The organism is Rhodococcus sp. OK611, from assembly GCF_003050885.1.
Taxonomy (GTDB): domain Bacteria; phylum Actinomycetota; class Actinomycetes; order Mycobacteriales; family Mycobacteriaceae; genus Rhodococcus_G; species Rhodococcus_G oryzae.
On record NZ_QAOZ01000011.1, the window covers coordinates 165,860 to 182,914 of the forward strand.

19 protein-coding genes, 1 tRNA gene and 1 pseudogene are annotated in these 17,055 nt (G+C 68.7%); 10 read left to right on the top strand and 11 right to left on the bottom strand.

The window, feature by feature from the left end; translation table 11 throughout:
• Window positions 1–11 precede the first annotated feature (11 nt).
• The 4 genes from C8K38_RS15530 (at window position 12) to C8K38_RS15545 (ending at window position 4,127) form a co-directional block, all read left to right on the top strand.
• On the top strand, window positions 12–929 hold the full coding sequence (locus C8K38_RS15530; RefSeq protein ID WP_077041998.1) for an ACP S-malonyltransferase: 918 nt from the start codon (window positions 12–14) through the stop codon (window positions 927–929).
• Between the two features lie 119 nt (window positions 930–1,048).
• Complete coding sequence (gene acpM / locus C8K38_RS15535) at window positions 1,049–1,354, top strand: meromycolate extension acyl carrier protein AcpM (RefSeq protein WP_077041999.1); 306 nt, start codon at window positions 1,049–1,051, stop codon at window positions 1,352–1,354.
• Window positions 1,351–2,601 carry a KasA/KasB family beta-ketoacyl-ACP synthase gene (locus tag C8K38_RS15540; protein ID WP_097212082.1) on the top strand — a complete coding sequence of 417 codons (1,251 nt, stop codon included), beginning with the start codon at window positions 1,351–1,353 and terminating at the stop codon, window positions 2,599–2,601. Before acpM ends, C8K38_RS15540 begins: the two co-directional genes overlap by 4 nt.
• Window positions 2,602–2,693: 92 nt before the next feature.
• Window positions 2,694–4,127: an acyl-CoA carboxylase subunit beta gene (locus tag C8K38_RS15545; protein WP_097212081.1), complete on the top strand. Its 1,434-nt coding sequence runs from the start codon at window positions 2,694–2,696 to the stop codon at window positions 4,125–4,127.
• Window positions 4,128–4,192: 65 nt separating this feature from the next.
• On the opposite strand, the gene C8K38_RS15550 is transcribed toward C8K38_RS15545, so the two are convergent.
• From C8K38_RS15550 to C8K38_RS15560, 3 genes and pseudogenes are all read right to left on the bottom strand, one after another.
• On the bottom strand, window positions 4,193–4,393 hold the full coding sequence (locus C8K38_RS15550; protein ID WP_027500001.1) for a cold-shock protein: 201 nt from the start codon (window positions 4,391–4,393) through the stop codon (window positions 4,193–4,195).
• A 276-nt stretch (window positions 4,394–4,669) separates the two neighbouring features.
• Window positions 4,670–5,523: pseudogene (locus C8K38_RS15555) on the bottom strand (DUF559 domain-containing protein).
• Window positions 5,524–5,680: 157 nt separating this feature from the next.
• Window positions 5,681–6,331 (bottom strand): NAD(P)-dependent oxidoreductase, encoded by a 651-nt coding sequence (locus C8K38_RS15560; RefSeq protein ID WP_097212080.1) that lies wholly within the window; start codon window positions 6,329–6,331, stop codon window positions 5,681–5,683.
• Window positions 6,332–6,431: 100 nt separating this feature from the next.
• Between C8K38_RS15560 and C8K38_RS15565 the strand changes: the two genes are divergently transcribed.
• Window positions 6,432–6,797 carry a winged helix-turn-helix transcriptional regulator gene (locus C8K38_RS15565; RefSeq protein WP_097212079.1) on the top strand — a complete coding sequence of 122 codons (366 nt, stop codon included), beginning with the start codon at window positions 6,432–6,434 and terminating at the stop codon, window positions 6,795–6,797.
• Here the strand turns inward: C8K38_RS15565 and C8K38_RS15570 are convergent.
• The 3 genes from C8K38_RS15570 to C8K38_RS15580 all read right to left on the bottom strand — a co-directional run bounded on the left by C8K38_RS15570 (window position 6,794) and on the right by C8K38_RS15580 (window position 8,901).
• On the bottom strand, window positions 6,794–7,312 hold the full coding sequence (locus tag C8K38_RS15570; RefSeq protein ID WP_097212204.1) for a DUF3145 domain-containing protein: 519 nt from the start codon (window positions 7,310–7,312) through the stop codon (window positions 6,794–6,796). The two genes, C8K38_RS15565 and C8K38_RS15570, sit on opposite strands and share 4 nt — an antisense overlap.
• 126 nt (window positions 7,313–7,438) lie before the next feature.
• A complete protein-coding gene (locus tag C8K38_RS15575) occupies window positions 7,439–8,254 on the bottom strand; it encodes a serine hydrolase domain-containing protein (protein WP_097212078.1) in 816 nt (271 codons plus the stop codon).
• 23 nt (window positions 8,255–8,277) lie between these two features.
• Window positions 8,278–8,901 (bottom strand): TetR/AcrR family transcriptional regulator, encoded by a 624-nt coding sequence (locus C8K38_RS15580; RefSeq protein ID WP_143548464.1) that lies wholly within the window; start codon window positions 8,899–8,901, stop codon window positions 8,278–8,280.
• A gap of 117 nt (window positions 8,902–9,018) precedes the next feature.
• Here C8K38_RS15580 and C8K38_RS15585 point away from each other — a divergent pair, with 117 nt between their 5' ends.
• Window positions 9,019–9,879 (top strand): alpha/beta fold hydrolase, encoded by an 861-nt coding sequence (locus C8K38_RS15585; RefSeq protein WP_097212076.1) that lies wholly within the window; start codon window positions 9,019–9,021, stop codon window positions 9,877–9,879.
• A 53-nt stretch (window positions 9,880–9,932) separates the two neighbouring features.
• On the opposite strand, the gene C8K38_RS15590 is transcribed toward C8K38_RS15585, so the two are convergent.
• From C8K38_RS15590 to C8K38_RS15605, 4 genes are all read right to left on the bottom strand, one after another.
• Complete coding sequence (locus C8K38_RS15590) at window positions 9,933–11,060, bottom strand: NDMA-dependent alcohol dehydrogenase (protein WP_097212075.1); 1,128 nt, start codon at window positions 11,058–11,060, stop codon at window positions 9,933–9,935.
• Window positions 11,061–11,290: 230 nt separating this feature from the next.
• Window positions 11,291–11,809, bottom strand: a complete 519-nt coding sequence (locus tag C8K38_RS15595; protein ID WP_097212074.1) for a DinB family protein — start codon at window positions 11,807–11,809, stop codon at window positions 11,291–11,293.
• 9 nt (window positions 11,810–11,818) lie between these two features.
• Complete coding sequence (locus C8K38_RS15600; protein ID WP_097212073.1) at window positions 11,819–13,108, bottom strand: low temperature requirement protein A; 1,290 nt, start codon at window positions 13,106–13,108, stop codon at window positions 11,819–11,821.
• An 84-nt stretch (window positions 13,109–13,192) separates the two neighbouring features.
• Window positions 13,193–13,266 (bottom strand) — tRNA-Ile (locus C8K38_RS15605).
• Window positions 13,267–13,831: 565 nt separating this feature from the next.
• Here C8K38_RS15605 and C8K38_RS15610 point away from each other — a divergent pair.
• From C8K38_RS15610 to C8K38_RS15620, 4 genes are all read left to right on the top strand, one after another.
• Window positions 13,832–14,695, top strand: a complete 864-nt coding sequence (locus tag C8K38_RS15610; RefSeq protein ID WP_097212072.1) for a tyrosine-type recombinase/integrase — start codon at window positions 13,832–13,834, stop codon at window positions 14,693–14,695.
• Window positions 14,696–14,771: 76 nt separating this feature from the next.
• Complete coding sequence (locus C8K38_RS15615) at window positions 14,772–15,251, top strand: hypothetical protein (RefSeq protein ID WP_097212071.1); 480 nt, start codon at window positions 14,772–14,774, stop codon at window positions 15,249–15,251.
• Between the two features lie 344 nt (window positions 15,252–15,595).
• Window positions 15,596–15,772, top strand: coding sequence for a hypothetical protein (locus tag C8K38_RS27180; protein WP_179800565.1), 177 nt, complete (start codon window positions 15,596–15,598; stop codon window positions 15,770–15,772).
• Window positions 15,759–15,998 (top strand): hypothetical protein, encoded by a 240-nt coding sequence (locus C8K38_RS15620; RefSeq protein WP_097212070.1) that lies wholly within the window; start codon window positions 15,759–15,761, stop codon window positions 15,996–15,998. The genes C8K38_RS27180 and C8K38_RS15620 overlap by 14 nt, the downstream gene beginning before the upstream one ends.
• A 175-nt stretch (window positions 15,999–16,173) precedes the next feature.
• On the opposite strand, the gene C8K38_RS15625 is transcribed toward C8K38_RS15620, so the two are convergent.
• Window positions 16,174–17,031 (bottom strand): hypothetical protein, encoded by an 858-nt coding sequence (locus C8K38_RS15625; RefSeq protein WP_097212069.1) that lies wholly within the window; start codon window positions 17,029–17,031, stop codon window positions 16,174–16,176.
• Window positions 17,032–17,055 lie beyond the last annotated feature (24 nt).

Below are 17,055 nucleotides of genomic sequence, written 5' to 3' on the forward strand. Positions count from 1 at the left end.
TCCCTTATCTTGTGATTTCGTTGCTTGCCCCGGGTCAGGGCTCCCAAACCCCCGGCATGCTCAGCCCTTGGCTGGAGCTGCCGGGCACTGCAGACCGCATTTCCATCTGGTCGAAGGCCTCCGGCCTCGACCTCGAACGCCTGGGCACCACCGCCACGGCCGACGAGATCACCGACACCTCGGTCACCCAGCCGCTCGTGGTCGCCGCCGCGCTGCTCGCCTTCGAGGAGCTCGAGCGCCGCGGACTCGTCCCCACGGACCTGATCGCCGCGGGACACTCGGTCGGTGAGCTGGCCGCGGCCGCCATCGCAGGCGTGATCTCCTCGGACGACGCCGTCGCGCTCGCCGCGCTCCGCGGCTCCGAGATGGCCAAGGCCTGCGCGCTGGAGCCGACCGGCATGTCCGCGGTGCTCGGCGGCGACGAAGAGGTCGTCCTGGCACGGCTGGCCGAGCTCGGCCTCGAGCCGGCGAACCGGAATGCGGCCGGCCAGATCGTGGCGGCCGGCCTGCTCAGCGCCCTGGAGGAGCTCGCGGCAGCGCCGCCGGAGAAGGCCCGCGTCCGGGCCCTGCCGGTGGCGGGCGCGTTCCACACCGCGTTCATGGCGCCGGCCCAGGAAGCCGTCACCGAGGCGGCCTCCCGAATCAGCCCCTCGGATCCGACGCGCACGCTACTGTCCAATGCCGACGGTCAGCCGGTCACCTCCGGCGCCGACGCGCTGGCCAAGCTGGCTGCCCAGGTGACCAGGCCCGTGCGCTGGGACCTGTGCACCGCGTCGCTGCGCGCGGCCCAGGTCACGGCGATCGCCGAACTCCCCCCGGCCGGCACCCTGGTCGGTATCGCCAAGCGGGAGATGAAGGGGACCCCCACGCTGGCGCTCAAGACGCCGGACGACATCCCCGCGCTGTCCGAGCTCACCGGGCTCGGATGAGGCCCGCCGCAATCCTGCGGCCCTAGGCCCCTCGCAGCAGGACCACACACCACAATGGCCGGTCTGCCGACCGGCCAACGCCAGACCCAAGTAACACCAAACAAGAAGGGAGCCACGAAGTGGCCACCACCCAGGAAGACATCATTGCCGGACTCGCGGAGATCATCGAGGAGGTCACCGGCATCGAGCCGTCCGAGGTGACCATCGAGAAGTCCTTCGTCGACGACCTCGACATCGACTCGCTGTCCATGGTGGAGATCGCCGTGCAGACCGAGGACAAGTACGGCGTGAAGATCCCCGACGAGGATCTCGCCAGCCTGCGCACCGTCGGCGACGCCGTCAGCTACATCCAGAAGCTCGAGGCCGAGGGCGGCGACGCCGCTGACGCCGTCAAGGCGAAGCTCGACTCCGCGAACGAGGAGTGAGCTCGCCCGTGACTTCCACCAGGAACTTCCCCAACGTCGTCGTCACCAGCCTCGCGGCCTCGACGTCGATCGCTGGTGACGTGGATGCCACGTGGAAGGGCCTGCTCGCAGGCGAGAGCGGGATCGACGTCCTCGAAGATCCGTTCGTCGCGGAGTACGACCTTCCCGTCCGCATCGGCGGGCACCTGAAGGTGAACCCCGACGATGCACTCTCCCGCGTCGAGATCCGGCGGATGAGCTTCGTGGAGCGACTCGCTCTCGTGCTCGGACGCCAGGTGTGGCAGAACGCGGGCAGCCCCGAGGTGGACAAGGACCGGCTCGGCGTGGTCCTCGGTACCGGACTCGGGGGCGGCGAGGCATTGATCGACGCCGTCGACAAGATCAAGACCCAGGGATACCGGAAGGTGTCGCCGTTCTCTGTGCAGATGGTGATGCCGAACGGTCCCGCCGCGGTCGTCGGGCTCGAGCTCGGCGCCCGCGCAGGCGTGATCACTCCCGTCTCGGCGTGTTCGTCGGGCTCGGAAGCGATCGCGCACGCATACCGGATGCTCATCATGGGTGACGCCGACATCGTCGTCACCGGTGGCGTCGAGGGCCAGATCGATCCCGTGCCGATCGCGAGCTTCGCGATGATGCGGGCATTGAGCTCACGCAACGACGATCCGAAGGCCGCCTCGCGTCCCTTCGACAAGGATCGCGACGGCTTCGTCTTCGGCGAGGCCGGGGCACTGATGGTCCTCGAGACCGAGGAGCACGCCAAGGCGCGCGGGGCAACCATCCACGCACGCCTGATGGGCGCGGGCATCACCTCGGACGGCTACCACATCGTGGCGCCGCACCCCGAGGGCACGGGCGCGGCCCGCGCGATGGCACGGGCGATCCAGACCGCGGGTCTGGCGAAGTCCGACATCACCCACGTGAACGCGCACGCCACGGCGACGCCGATCGGGGACACGGCCGAGGCACTGGCCATCAAGTCCGCGGTCGGTGGCCACGCTGCGGTGTACGCACCGAAGTCAGCTCTCGGGCACTCCATCGGCGCCGTCGGTGCGCTCGAAGCCGTGCTCACGGTCCTGGCTGTGCGTGACGGAGTCATTCCGCCCACGCTCAATCTCGATAACCAGGATCCAGAGATCGATCTCGATGTCGTGAAGGGTGAACCCCGTTACGGCCAGATCGACTTCGCGCTCAACAATTCATTTGGATTCGGTGGGCACAATGTCGCGCTCGCCTTCGGCCGAGTCTGACCGGTCGGACTAGCTCGATGGTGGGGGCCTCGCAGCCAGGGGCCCCCACCCCGACTACCGCCCGCAGGCGGCCAGTACAAGGAGGACAAGCGATGACCATCTTGGCCCCGATCACCCGATCCGATGCCCAGCTCGATCCCCGCGACCCGATGGCGCGACTCGAGAACCTCTTCGACGCCGGGACCACCGTCCCGCTGCACGATCGTGACAAGTCCGGTGTGCTCGCCGCTGCCGGCGAGATCGACGGAGTTCGCACGATCGCCTACTGCTCCGACGCGACCGTCATGGGCGGCGCGATGGGCGTCGAGGGCTGCAAGCACATCGTGAACGCGATCAACACCGCGATCGACGAGAAGTCCCCGATCGTCGGCATCTGGCATTCCGGCGGTGCGCGGCTCGCGGAGGGCGTGGAGGCCCTGCACGCGGTCGGCCTCGTGTTCGAGGCAATGGTGCGCGCGTCCGGCCTGGTCCCCCAGATCTCCGTCGTCCTCGGCTTCGCCGCCGGCGGCGCCGCATACGGACCCGCGCTGACCGACGTCGTGATCATGGCGCCCGAGGGACGGGTCTTCGTGACCGGCCCGGACGTGGTCCGCTCGGTCACCGGCGAGCAGGTCGACATGGAATCGCTCGGCGGCCCGGACACCCACACCAAGAAGTCGGGCGTCGCGCACATCGCGGCCACCGACGAGCTGGATGCACTCAATCGAGCGCGCCGCCTGGTGTCGATGTTCTGCGACCAGGGCACCTTCGACCAGGCCGCAGCCGAGCACGGCGACACCGACCTGCGTGCGCTGATGCCGGCGTCGGCCAAGCGCGCCTACGACGTGCGCCCGATCGTGCACGAACTGCTCGACAACGTCGAGGGCGAGTCGACCCTCGAGGAGCTGCAGGGCAACTACGCCCGCAGCATCGTCACCGGCCTCGGACGCCTCGGCGGTCGCACCGTCGGCGTGATCGCCAACAACCCGCTGCGCCTCGGCGGCTGCCTCAACTCGGAGAGCGCCGAGAAGGCCGCGCGTTTCGTCCGGCTCTGCGACGCGTTCGGCATCCCGCTGGTCGTGATCGTCGACGTCCCCGGCTACCTGCCCGGGGTGAGCATGGAGTGGGAGGGTGTCGTCCGTCGCGGCGCCAAGCTGCTGCACGCGTTCGCAGAGGCCACCGTCCCCCGCGTCACCGTGGTCACCAGGAAGATCTACGGCGGCGCGTACATCGCGATGAACTCGCGGGCCCTCGGCGCCACCGCCGTCTACGCCTGGCCGGACGCCGAGGTCGCCGTGATGGGCGCCAAGGCAGCCGTCGGCATCCTGCACAAGCGGGCTCTCGCCGCCGCCCCGGAGGACGAGCGTGAGGCACTGCACGATCGCCTCGCCGCCGAACACGAGGCGATCGCGGGCGGCGTCAGCCGCGCCATCTCGATCGGCGTCGTCGACGAGATGATCGACCCCGCAAAGACCCGCAGCCGGGTCACCGCCGCGCTGGCGGCCGCGCCGGCCGGACGCGGTCAGCACAAGAACATCCCGCTCTGATCCGCACCAGAGCCGAGAAGGGCCCCCGACCTCAGGTCGGGGGCCCTTCTCGCTGAACGGGTGGCTCAGAGCACGTGAACCGCGGTGGCCTGCGGGCCCTTCGGGCCCTCGGTCACCTCGAACTCGACCTGCTGGTTCTCCTCGAGGCTCCGGAAACCGGAACCCTGGATCTCGGAGAAGTGCACGAAGAGATCCGGTCCGTCGGTGCGCGAGATGAAGCCGAAGCCCTTCTCCGCGTTGAACCACTTGACTGTTCCCTGACTCATATTTGCTCCTCACAGGGCTGGGATGACGGGACCCACACCGTGTGGTGCCCCGGGCCGGTTCGAGACTCGGCGTCTCCAGATTCCTGAAGGCAAACAGAGCGCACGCAACTTGAGTTCTTGCGAGCGTGCGGTAAACACAAACACACAAAACTGACGACCGCCTGGTTCAACGCCGACTGCGGCGGATCCATTCCCGAGGGGGTGGTTCCCTCGTCGAGGGGGCGGTTCTCGGACAGCCATGACGTCGAAAAGCCCGAGAACTTCCCCCTCGCCGGCTCACACCGGCGCCCCGGCCACGCGCAACTTCGCGCGCACCCGCTCCAGCACCACGCCGGGCCGATCACGGAGCAGTTCTGCGCTCACGCGAACCACCGCCCAGCCCAGCGCCTCGAGGACGGCGGCCCTGTCGATGTCGCGGAACGCTGCCGCTCGTCCAGCCAGTGGTGCTCGCCGTCGTACTCGACCAGGACCCGCCAGCGCTCCCGACCGAGATCCGACCTCGCGATGACCCGCCCCGACTCGTCGCGGACCCTGATCTGGGTCGCCGGGCGCGGCAGCCCGTCGCGCACGATCAACAACCGGGTTCGGGTCTCGGCCGGCGATTCCGCTCCGCCGTCGACCATGTCGAGCACCCGTCGTAGCCGGACCAGGCCGCGTACGCCGGGGTGCCGCTCCGCGATCGCCGACACCTCGGCGGGGTCGAGACCTGTGGCGTTGCACAGCGCGTCGAGGACCTCGACCGCCCGGTCGAACCCGAGTCCACGCCCGAGGTCGAACGCGGTTCGCGCCGGGGTGGTGGCGGCCATCCCGTCGATCCGACAGGTCTCACCGTCGAGCAGCTCCGCCTTCCTGACCACGATTCCCTTCGGCGCCCGCACGTGACCGGCGCGGATCAGCTCGGCGGGCTCGCTCGCATCGATCCACTTGCTGCCGTGCAGGGCAGCGGCGGAGAACCCGGCGAGCACACCGCGGTCCCCCGCCCACAGCTGCGCCGCGCGGGCACGGGCAATCGCGGTCGGCGTAGTCCCCTTGCGCACGTAGACGTCTCGGTGCAGCCGCACGAAGTCCCGCCTGAGCTGATGCGCCGTCACGGTGCCCCGACGTACGGCCAGGGTTCCGCGGAACGGCATCGGGTGCACTCCCCAACCCTCGACGTGTCGCAAGCCGACCGGGCCGGGAATTCGCGATCTGTGGATGACCGAACCGCTCATCCACAGGCGGCCGAGGGGGTGGTTCTCGGGTCTGTCGCGCCGAGAGCCCGAGAACCTCCCCCTCGCCGGGCCACCCTCAGCCGACCGCGACCAGTTCTCGGCTGTGCTTCGGACGCTCGGCCTCGTCGATCAGCGCGACGGCGAGGTCCGCGTACGAGAACGGCCGCGCCCCGGCTGCGTCGGCAATCACGGTGCTACCGCCGATCCGGTACTCCCCCGTGCGCTCGGCGACCTCGTCGAGGACGACCGGCGGCGGCGCCAGCATCAGCCAGTCGACATCGGTGTCGGCGCCGCGCAGCACCTCGAGCTCGGCCGCGTGACCGAGCGAGAACTCCCTTGCCTCCACGGGGAAGCCGGGCGCATCGAGCACGCGGACGCCCGGCTCGGTCTCGAGCAGCGTGCCGATCCCGACGACCAGCATCCGACCCACCAGAGCCCGGCCGAGGCCGTCGAGCAGCGCCTCGGTGGTCGCGACATAGAACTCCGACGACGGCAGATCCATCCGGGCGACGGCGCTGATCGCCACATCGTGGCCGGCCGAGAGAGCGGCGATGCTGTCGGCGTCGGTGGCGTCCCCGGTCACCAGGTCCGCGCCGAGCGTGGCGAGTTCCGGGTACCGCGCGGGGTCGCGGACCACCGCGGTGACCCGGTGACCGCGGGCGACGGCCTCGGCGACCGTGCGGCGTCCGGCACGGCCACCGGCTCCGAAGACGATGATCCTGCTCATGGGTGGCTCCGTTCGACGGGGCCGGCGCACGATCGCCGGCCGACGACGCGAAGGTAGCGAGCGGGGTGCCGGTTACCGCAACGATAGTTACGCTGACCAGGTGACGAAGCCTCTGGAGCCCGACATGTTCGAGGGCTGCTCGACCGGTCCCGCACCGATTCGGATCGGCGACAAATGGACGGCGCGGATCATGACCTGCCTTCGCGAGGGCCCGCGCCGGTTCTCGGAGCTCCAGGTCCCGCTGCGCACGGTCACCCCGAAGGTGCTCACCGAGTCGTTGCGGGCCATGGAGCGCGACGGGCTGGTCACCCGCACCGCCTACGCCGAGATCCCGCCCAGGGTGGAGTACGAGCTCACCGCGCTCGGCCGCTCGCTCTTCGAGCCGATGGCGGCGGCCTGCGCTTGGTCCCGCGAGCATCTGGACGAGCTGCTCGACGCCAGGAACAGGGTTGGGGACGCGCCCTAGCCGACGTGCCTGCGCAGCCAGGTGACCTCGGCACCCTCGCCGCCACTGCGGTACGGCTCGAGCGCCTCGTCCCAGGCCGTGCCGAGCGCGGTGTCGAGCTCGGAGGCGAGTTCGCCCGTGCTGCCGTGCGCCTGCATCAGCGCGCGCAGCCGCATCTCCCCGAGGATCACGTCGCCGTTCGCGCTCATCGCGCCGCGCCACAGTCCGAGCCCGGGGACGTGACTGAACCGCTCGCCATCGACGCCGTCGCTGGGATCCTCGGTGATCTCGAACCGCAGCATCGGCCAGGACCGCAGCGCGGTGACCAGTCGCGCGCCGGTGCCCACCGGCCCGACCCAGTTGCTGGTCGCGCGCAGCAGCCCGTCTCCGGCGGACTGTGAGGTCCACTTGAGGTTGGCTGGGCTCTCGAGGGTGGCGGTGAGCGCCCATTCGACGTGGGGGCACACCGCGGCGGGCGACGAATGCACGTAGAGCACACCAGTCGTCGCATCGGCGAACTGATTCAACGCGCGCACAAGCACCTCCGGCTCAGACGAGGGACGTCTTCCCCAACGACCTCATTTGTGCCTGTCGCGCGATTTGCGTCACCAGTGTGCCCTGTGCGCCCCCTGTTGCGCCAGTTATAGAAGGGATTGGTGTGATCAAATGTCCGCGAGCTCGGCCAGCACGGCCTCGCTCAGCGGCGGCCAGGCGGCCTTGGCCCAGTCGCCGAAGGCCCGGTCGGCCAGCGCGACGCACGCGATCGAGCAGTCCGGGTCGACCCACAGGAAAGTCCCGGACTGACCGAAATGGCCGTAAGTCGACGGCGAGTTCGTGGCACCCGTCCAGTGCGGCGCCTTGTGGGACTTGATCTCGAAGCCGAGCCCCCAGTCGTTGGGCCGTTGGACGCCATAGCCGGGCAACAGGCCGTCCAGGCCGGGGAACTGGACCCTGGTGGCCTCCCCCGCCGTCTCCGCCGAGATCAGGGTCGGAGCCAGCAGCTCCTGGGCAAACCGGGCCAGGTCGGCCGCGCTGGACCGGGCGCCGTGCCCCGCAGGACCGTCGAGCGTCGATGCCGCCATGCCGAGCGGGGCGAACACCGCCTCGCGCAGGTAGTCCGGGAATGCGATGTCGGTCTCCGCCGCGATGAGGTCGGCCAGCACCTCGAATCCCGCGCTGGAGTAGATCCGCTTGGCCCCTGGCGCGCTCTGCACGGTCGGCTCGCCGAACGCCAGCCCTGAGGTGTGTGCGAGCAGGTGCCGCACGGTGGCGCCGGGTGGCCCCGCGGGCTGGTCGAGCTCGATCGCACCCTCCTCGACGGCCACCAGAGCGGCGTACGCCACGAGCGGCTTGGTCACCGAGGCGAGCGCGAACACCCGGTCCTGGTCCCCGGCCGCGCCGATCCTGCCGTCCGGGCCGATCACGGCTACCGCGGCATGGTCGACGGGCCAGTGTTCGATCGCATCGAGGCTGTGCACCCGTGCAGCCTACGAGACCGCCCTCAGCCCTCCGCCAGCCCGGCCAGCCCGGCCGCCACCGCGGGATCCGCACCAGAGACGGATTGCAGTGCGGACAGGAACGTCCCGGCCAGCACCTGCTCGAGCACTGCCCGCTCGACGTCCGCGCTCGCCAGCCAACGCAGGCACGCGGCCTTCTCGAATGCCAGGCAGCCCTCGATCACCATGACCGCGACCTCGCTCGGCGCATCGATGCCGAGCGCGTCGAGGATCAGCTCGAACGAGGCCGCGTCCACTCGGCGACCGAGTTCGGCGAGGCCCGAGCTCCCGCCGGCCCGCATCAAGGCCTGCCAGCCGACGCTGTGCAGCTGCACGTGATCGAGGTAGGCCCCGAGCCCGGCCATCAGCCTGCCGAGCAGGGGTCCCTCGCCGGTGGCCGCGGTCAGGTCCGCGATCATCCTGTCCGCCGCGGACTCCATCGCCGCGAAGACGAGCGCGTCCTTACCGCCGAAGTAGTGGTACAGCAGCCCGACGGACACCCCGGCCTCGGCCGAGATCTCCTGCACGGACAGCCGTTCCGGTTCCCGGGTGGACAGCGCACGCAGGGTCGCCTCGATCAGCTCGGCACGACGCTGCTCGGTCGTCAGCCGGGTGCGTTGCTCGGGCATCGGCACCCCTCCCCTCGGTCGCGCTCACTCTAGGGTCTCGAAGGCTATTGAAATGACGTTCAACAGAGGCTACCGTCGAAGTCACTATTGAATGCATTTTCAATACAGGAGTCCGACATGACGCAGAGCGGCACCAACCTGGAAACGGAACGCTGGATCGAGACCACCGCGGGCCCGGTACATCTGCGCGAGCGCGGCGCCCCGACGGGCACTCCGCTGCTGTTCGTGCACGGCGCGCTCGTCGACAGTCACCTCTGGGACGGCGTCGCCGATCGGGCCGCGGCGCTCGGATACCGGTGCCTGCTGCCGACGCTCCCCCTCGGCTCGCACACCCGGCCGATGAACCCCGGCGCCGATCTGAACCCGCCCGCGCTGGCCGACCTGGCCGCCGAGGTGGTCGGGCAGCTCGGGCTGAGCCGGGTCACGGTGGTGGGCAACGACACCGGCGGCGGCCTGAGCCAGATCCTGACCGCCCGCCATCCCGATCTGGTGCGGACGCTGGTCCTCACCGCCTGCGATGCCTACGAGCAGTTTCCGCCCCGATCGCTGCGCGCCTTCTTCGCGCTCGGCAGGGCGCCCGGGGTCCTCGCCCTCGGCGGGCAGCTCATGCGGCTGCGGGCGGCACGACGGTTCGCGATTCCCCGCCCGCTCAGCCATCGGGGGCCCGGTGACGGGGTGATCGCAGGCTGGACCCGGCCGTTGCGGGACCCCATCCTGCGCCGGGACACCGTCAAGTTCTTCGCGGGCATCGACGCCTCACACACCCTGGCCGCCGCGCAGCAGCTGCGCACCTACACGGGCGGCGCGCTGCTCATCTGGGGCGCCGACGACCGCGTCTTCGGCCTTGACCTGGGCCGCAGGCTGGCAAGCGACATCCCGGACGCTCGGCTCGAGATCCTCGACGACTGCGGCGCATTCGTCCCGCTGGACGCGCCGGACCGGGTCGCCGGTCTCATCGACGAGTGGCTGACCGGATAGACAGCGGCGCCGGGCAGCTCGACTGAGCTGCCCGGCGCCGTTGAGGTGTAGCTCTAGCGGTCCGCGTCGGTGTACTTGATGACGCCGCGCAGGTTCTTGCCGTCCAGCATGTCCTGGTAGCCCTCGTTGATCTGCTCGAGGCTGTAGGTGTTGGAGATCATGTCCTGCAGATTGAGCTGACCCGACTTGTACAGGTCGAGCAGCATCGGGATCTCGTGACGCGGGTTGGCGCCGCCGAAGACGTTGCCCTTGAGCGTCTTCTGCAGCATCGCGAAGAGGAAGAGGTTCATCTTCACGTCCATGTCGGACATGTTGCCCATCGAGGTCACGACGCAGGTGCCGGCCTTGGCGGTCAGGGTCAGCGCCGGGTCCACCAGCGTGCCGTCCATCTCGCCCATGGTCAGGATGACCTTCTGGCACATCTTGCCCCAGGTCAGCTCCATGACCGGGACGATGGCCTCCTCGAGGCTCGCGAACGCATGCGTGGCACCGAACTTGAGGGCCTGCTCGCGCTTGAACGGGACCGGATCGATGGCGATCACGTGGCGTGCACCCGAGACCACCGCGCCCTGCAGCGCGGCCATGCCGACGCCGCCGACGCCGACGATCGCGACGGAATCACCGGGGCGGACCTGCGCGACGTTGGTCGCCGAGCCCCAGCCCGTCGTCGTGCCGCAGCCGACGAGCGCGGCGACGTCGAACGGGATGTGCTCGTCGATCTTGACCGCGGAGTACTCGTGCACGGTCATGTACGGCGAGAACGTGCCGAGAAGGGACATCGGGATGACGTTCTGGCCGCGGGCCTGGATGCGGAACGAGCCGTCCGAGATGGACTGGCCGGTCAGCAGGTTCATGCCCAGGTCGCAGAGGTTCTGGTGTCCCTGCGTACAGGGGTCACAGGCGCCACAGGCCGGAATGAAGGACAGCACGACATGGTCGCCCTCCTTCAGCCGCTTCACGTTCGGGCCGACCTTGGTGACGACACCCGCACCCTCGTGCCCACCCAGCGCCGGGAACGACGGCATCGGGGTGGCACCGGTGACGATGTGATAGTCGGAGTGGCACATACCGGCCGCCTCCATGCGGATCTGGACTTCGCCCTCGCGGGGATCACCCAGCTCGATCTCCTCGACCGACCACGGCTCGTTGAGACCCCACAACAGCGCGCCTTTTGTCTTCATTTCGTTCCGGCCTTTCGTCCGCGTCCGCTATATGTGATCGAGGTGACGGTGATCACAGCGGACACGATATCCTGAAAGTCGGCAAATTGGAACACGTTCTAGAAGGATTTCGTGCCATGGTCTAACGAAGTTAGAAAAGACCAGCACAAAGGGGGTTCCGGCGCCGACACCGCGGGGACTCCCACTCTGCCCCTGGCGCCGATCCGAGCCCCGAACTGGACGTGCGTCCGTCAGCCGCGGACGTCGTGCAGGTGATGGATCGGGTCGTGCACGAAATAGCGCGCGAGCGAGTCCACCGTGAACGCGGATCCGTCGCTGCGCAGCCCCCGTCGACCCCGGTCCGCGGGCGCGACCGTGGCGAACGCGTCCGCCACGGCGGCCGCGGCGGCACCGAGCTCGGCCGCGACCGTCGCCGGGTCCTGTTCGCCGTAGCGCTCGGCGACGGCCGTCTCGTCCTGATCCCAGTTCGCGAACTGCGGGTCGTCCTGCGCGAGCATCAGCTCCAGGCGTTGCAGGAAGATCCGGAACACGTCCCGCACGTGCGCGGAGTACTCCAATGCCGACCAGGTCTGCTCGTCCGGCCGCACGGCCACCTCGGGCCGCGCCAGCACCGCGGGCCAGGCCGCCGCGTTCGCGCGGACCAGGCCGGGTATGTCCTCGTACTCGACCGCACCGGCATCGAATCCGCAGTCGGCGCAGGGTCGCTCGAGAACCCAGGTCCAGTTCTTGGTGTCGGGCGGGATCGTCATGGGTTCAGGCTAGTGATCGCGCCCCTGGTCCGCGCGACCGAGACTGATGTCGAGAGCGCGCGCCTCGTGCGCATGTCCGACCCACTCGTAGCCGACGACCGTCACCACCGGCGCCAGCATCACCACGATCAGGCACCACGCCATCGAGACCCCCTGTGCGGCAATGACGACCGCGAGAAGCAGGGTCGCGCCGGTGCCAACGAGGAGGATCAGGTGGAACGGATCGGGCACCCGCACGAGGTAGGCGTAGAGCAGATAAATGGCGCCGATGAACACGGCGACGGGTATCGCCACGGCGAGCACCGCGGCCACCGCACCGACGTGCGCGAGATGCTCGATGTAGTAGGCCGCGACATGCAGCCCCGCCCCAACCGCCGCGAGCGACGCGAAGATCACGATGTGGCCGTAACCCCAGACGAAGCAACGGTTTCGGTACACCTCGAGTACCTCGGCCGACGGGAGCATGTAGTAGACCCACCACAGCCCGAAGGTGAGCCCGATCCCGGCCATCGCGACCAGAACCGCATCGAGCGTCCACCCCTGCCTCCCCACGACGGCCGAGAGCGACGCCACCGTGCCGATCACGCCTTCTCCCAGCGTGATGATGACCAAGAGCCCGTGGCGCTCGACGATGTGATGCACGTGCCACGGCGTCCCGCCCTTGTTCCGCTCGGCGATGACGGGTCCGCTGAGCTCGAGCAGCATGAGCACCGCGGCGACCGCGAACACCTCCTCGACGGTGAGCGGGGCGATGACCACCGCCACCCAGCCGACCTGGGCGATGACGAGCGTCACGGCGTAGGTCAGCGCCGCGGGGCGGTGCGTCGGATCGTGCTTCGCGGCCCGCAGCCACTGGAAGACCATGGCCACGCGCATCACGATGTACCCGGAGACCATCACGGAGTTGTCGAGCTCGACCCCGCGGTCGATCGAGGCGAACATCTGCGGCAGACCGAGCGCGAGGATCACCACCCCGACCATCTGCACCATCGTGGTGACCCGGTAGATCCAGTCATCGGTGTCGTAGGCGGACGCGAACCACGAGAAGTTGATCCAGGCCCAGATGATCGCGAACATCGCGAACCCGAACCCGGCCAGGCCGCTCCCGAGGTGACCCTCCGCGACGAGGTGCGCGAACTCCTCCCCGGCGACGCCGAACGCGACGACGAACGTCAGGTCGAAGAGCAGTTCCAGCGGGGTCGCGGACCGGTGCGCCTCGTCCGGGTCGCGACCGACCATCCGCTGCACGCGGTGGGCGTAGTAGCGGGCAGTCCCCGCCGGCTGTTCGGCTGCGCTCATGGTCGGGCTCCCCTGCAAGGGTCCGCGAACGATCGATGCGGTGAAACCTACCGGCACTGCGGGCGCGAGGGGTGGCATCTCGAGTGGGGCGGGCGGGGCTCGAACCCGCGACCAATGGATTATGAGTCCACGGCTCTAACCGACTGAGCTACCGCCCCATGGGCCACATCAAGAACATCAGCGGCCCGCCGAAATGCTACCGGCCCCACTCCCCCCATTGTCCGCCGAGGGTGTCGAACCGAGGCGCCCGCAGCTGCATGCACCGCCGAACGCAAGAGGACCCCGCCACACGATGTGTGACGGGGTCCTCCCGGATGCTCCCCCGGCTGGACTCGAACCAGCAACCGTCCGATTGTTCGCTCACGGTGCTGCGGCCTGCGTTTGCGGATCGGCGGGTCGCGGCCGCGGCGTGAGACCCGGATGCGGGTCCGGCGACGACGGATGGTTGGGTGTCCCCCGACATGCAGGTGTCGCCTAATTGAATGACGCCATTTCTTGCATTCTTTCGCGGTATTTAGCCGGGCCGGAATTATGCCCAAACTAATTAACGTCGGGAATGTGGCAACCATTGTTACGTGTCGTCCCGGACACGCCCAAACTAGACCGGTACAGCCCCTGACCTGCGCTCATCTACTCGTCGGTATGACCGATTTGAGAGGAAGCTTCCGAGCTGTGATGAATACCAAACGGTTTGTAGTTAATGAGTCCCGCCGTCACAAACAGATGTATGGGCTACCGATCGCCTGGGAATCGGCCGTCTCGGATTGGGTCGACTGGCTCGTGACCGGCGGCGCCCCGAGCACCACGATCCGGACCCGGCGCGGACACGTTCGCGGGACCGCGCGGCGGCTCTGCTCGCAGTCGCCGGCGGGCGTCACTACGGATGACCTGGTCGCACTCTTCGGCAGACAGCAGTGGTCGAACGAGCACCGGCGCGGGCTGCGCGCATCGCTGCTGGCGTTCTTCGACTGGGCGGTCGAGCATGGGCTCGCCGCATCGAACCCGGCACGCGGGCTGCCGAGCGTGCCGGAATCGAAGCCGCGCCCGCGCCCGGCGACGGACCGGATCTGGAAATCGGTTCTCCTGGCGGCGGATCCGCGCGAGACGCTCATGGCCCGGCTCGCGTGTGAGGTCGGCCTGCGGCGCGGCGAGGTGGCGCGGGTCCACACCCGCGACCTGATCGAGGACATCTATGGATGGGCGCTTGTCGTACTGGGGAAGGGCGACAAGCAGCGGATCATCCCGATTGCCGACGATCTGGCGGAGCTGATCCAGCGCGGGCCCGGCGGGCACACGCTCGGCCGCGGCACCGAGGGCTGGCTGTTCCCGGGCGCCATCGATGGGCACATCTCGGCCGGATACGTCGGGAAGCTGATCGGCGACCTCATGCCCGAGGGCTGGTCGATGCACAAGCTGCGGCACCGGTTCGCCACCAAGGCCTACGCCGGGACCGGGAACCTGCGCGCCGTGCAGGAAGCCCTCGGACACGCGAGCGTCGCGACCACCGAGCGGTATACCGCGGTGGCGCGCACCGAGGTTCGCGCCGCCGTGCTCGCCGCGGCGTCCCGGACAGGACTCGCCGCGTGATGACGGGAGCTGCTCGTCGAGGGTGCAGCTCCACAATCATGTCCGGTCCGCCCGGTCCGTCTGATTGAATCCGGGCATGAAACGGACACTCATTGCGGTCGGCGCCGCCTCGCTGCTCCTGCTTGTTGGCTGCTCGTCGGAATCCGATCCGGAGCCTGCCGCCGCCCCCGCATCGAGCGCGACGGCGGCCCCGGCGAAGCCCCGCGCCGCTGCGCCTGCGGCACAGGTCGCCGATCCGCGATGCGCACCGGCAGGCGAGGACGTCGTCATTGCGGTCGCGAACGGACTCAAGGATGACTCACTCACGCTCAAGAATGCGCAGGTGATCGTCGATGGCGACCTGACATTCCTCGGTGCATCCGCCGTTCGCCCGGATGGGAAGTTCGAGAACAGGTCTGATGTTTGGGTGCTCTCGGGCATGCTTCCGACGGCCGCGACCGGCGGGGCGCGGAGCATGACCGAGTGGCCGAAGACGAGCGAGGCCCTCAAGATCACCCCGGCCGATGAGCGGGTGCAGGCGGTCGATTCGTGCGTGGTCAAGTCGACGTTGAACTAGCGCCACATGAACGATGAACGCCCCGACTCCCAGTCGGGGCGTTTCTCGTTGCGGCACATGGAAACCCGTTCCGAACTTATCCGTCCGAAACGGTTGCACTTACCCGTTTGAAACGGTATAGTTCTTCATGTCAGGCCAACCGGCCAGGCAACAACTAAAGAGAGGAATCGGATGCAACGATCCGATGTCGCGCTCGTACTGGCGGCCCTGGGAGTGATCCTCCAGACCATCCAGGTCTGGCAGGCCCGCAGAAAGGGGAAACATCGGAAGTAGCGTGAGGGACCGGGGTGCATCAATCACCCCGGTCCCGCCTACATCGTTTCACCGATTCGATCAGAGAGGCAATGATGACCCACTACATCACCGACCGGGGCGTGCAAGCCAGCGCGGCGACCGCCGTCGTTCTGGGCGTGCTCACTGTCACGAACTACAGCCCGCCGATGCTCGCCGCCTGGGCCGTCTGGGCGGGTGTGAGCATCTGGGCGCTCAGCATCGCAAGGAGCCAACATGGCGCGAAGTAGGACGCGACACTTCCTGTCCCTGCGGCAGTTCGCGCAGCGCATCGGCGCCAGTGACCCGACCCTGAGCGGATACAAGCTGCCCGAGCCGGACGCCATCGTCGGCCCGGTCAACGAGGACGGCAGCCTTCCGCGCGGCACGACACGCGGATGGCTCCCCGAGACCATCGACGGCTGGAATGCGAAGCGGCCGGGCCGCGGCGCGCGGACCGATCTGAAGGAAGCGTGAAACCTCAAGGGCGTTCGCACGATCTGTGGTTGGACGACGACGGCCCTGTCCGGTTCCCGGGCTCGCTCTAGTCGGTCGCCCACCGGTCCCCCGCATCAACGACGAATAGCCCCGCCCTCGGAATGAGGGCGGGGCTATTTCGTGCCGAGCTGGCGCCGGGCCGCCGGTGTTCCGGCTAGGCGGGGATCGCGGTCAGGTAGGTGGCCCCCGGATCGGAGAGAACCGTCCGGGTGGCCGAGGGGTACTGGATCTTCATCGTGAGAATGTCGCCATCGGCGAAGACCACATTGGATGCCGTTCCGTCGAGGAACGTCACTGACGAACCTCCCGAGGTGGCGGTGCCGACCTGCGACCCATTCCGGAAGACCTTGATCACGACGGCCGCGCTGGAGCCGGTCTGCTGCCGGAACGCCAGGTTGTAGGTACCGGCGCGCATCACGATGCCGTCGGAGCCCTGGATGGTGCCGGGGAAGGTCTCGCGGGGGAACCAGCCGGTTACCAGGGTGTCGACCCCTGGGTTGATGGTCTGGTCCCCGTACTTGTCGAGACCCATCCGCTTCGGACCGGGCTCTGACGGGTTCGCCACTAGGTAGGTCCCCGCGCCGCCGAGGATGCTGTTGCTGGTCGCGGTCATCGACTGGAAGGTCAGCAGGGTGTCGGGGTCGGTGACCTCGTAATCTGGCAGGGCCACAGTGAATGCGGTCACCGACTTCCCGGAGTTGGACTCGGCCACCATCGTCGACCCGAGGTAGAGACGCTGGCTGATCACGCGGTTTGATCCGCGCGTCACCTTGCCCTCGATGTCGTACCGGCCTGGCTGCATCCGTATGCCGTTGCTCTCCTGGACGGTCTCTGTGTATCCGGACTTGGTGCCCCAGCCGGTGACCAGCACCCAGGCGCCGGAGCTCGAACTCTGGTCCCCGATCTTCTCCAGGCCCATCGCGATTGCGTTGGCCCAGATCTGCACGCAGGCCGAGCCGGTGCCGACCATGATTTTCCGAACGGCCGCGACCGCCGAGCCGGTGCCGACCATAACCCGCTTCAGCGGGTTCGATGC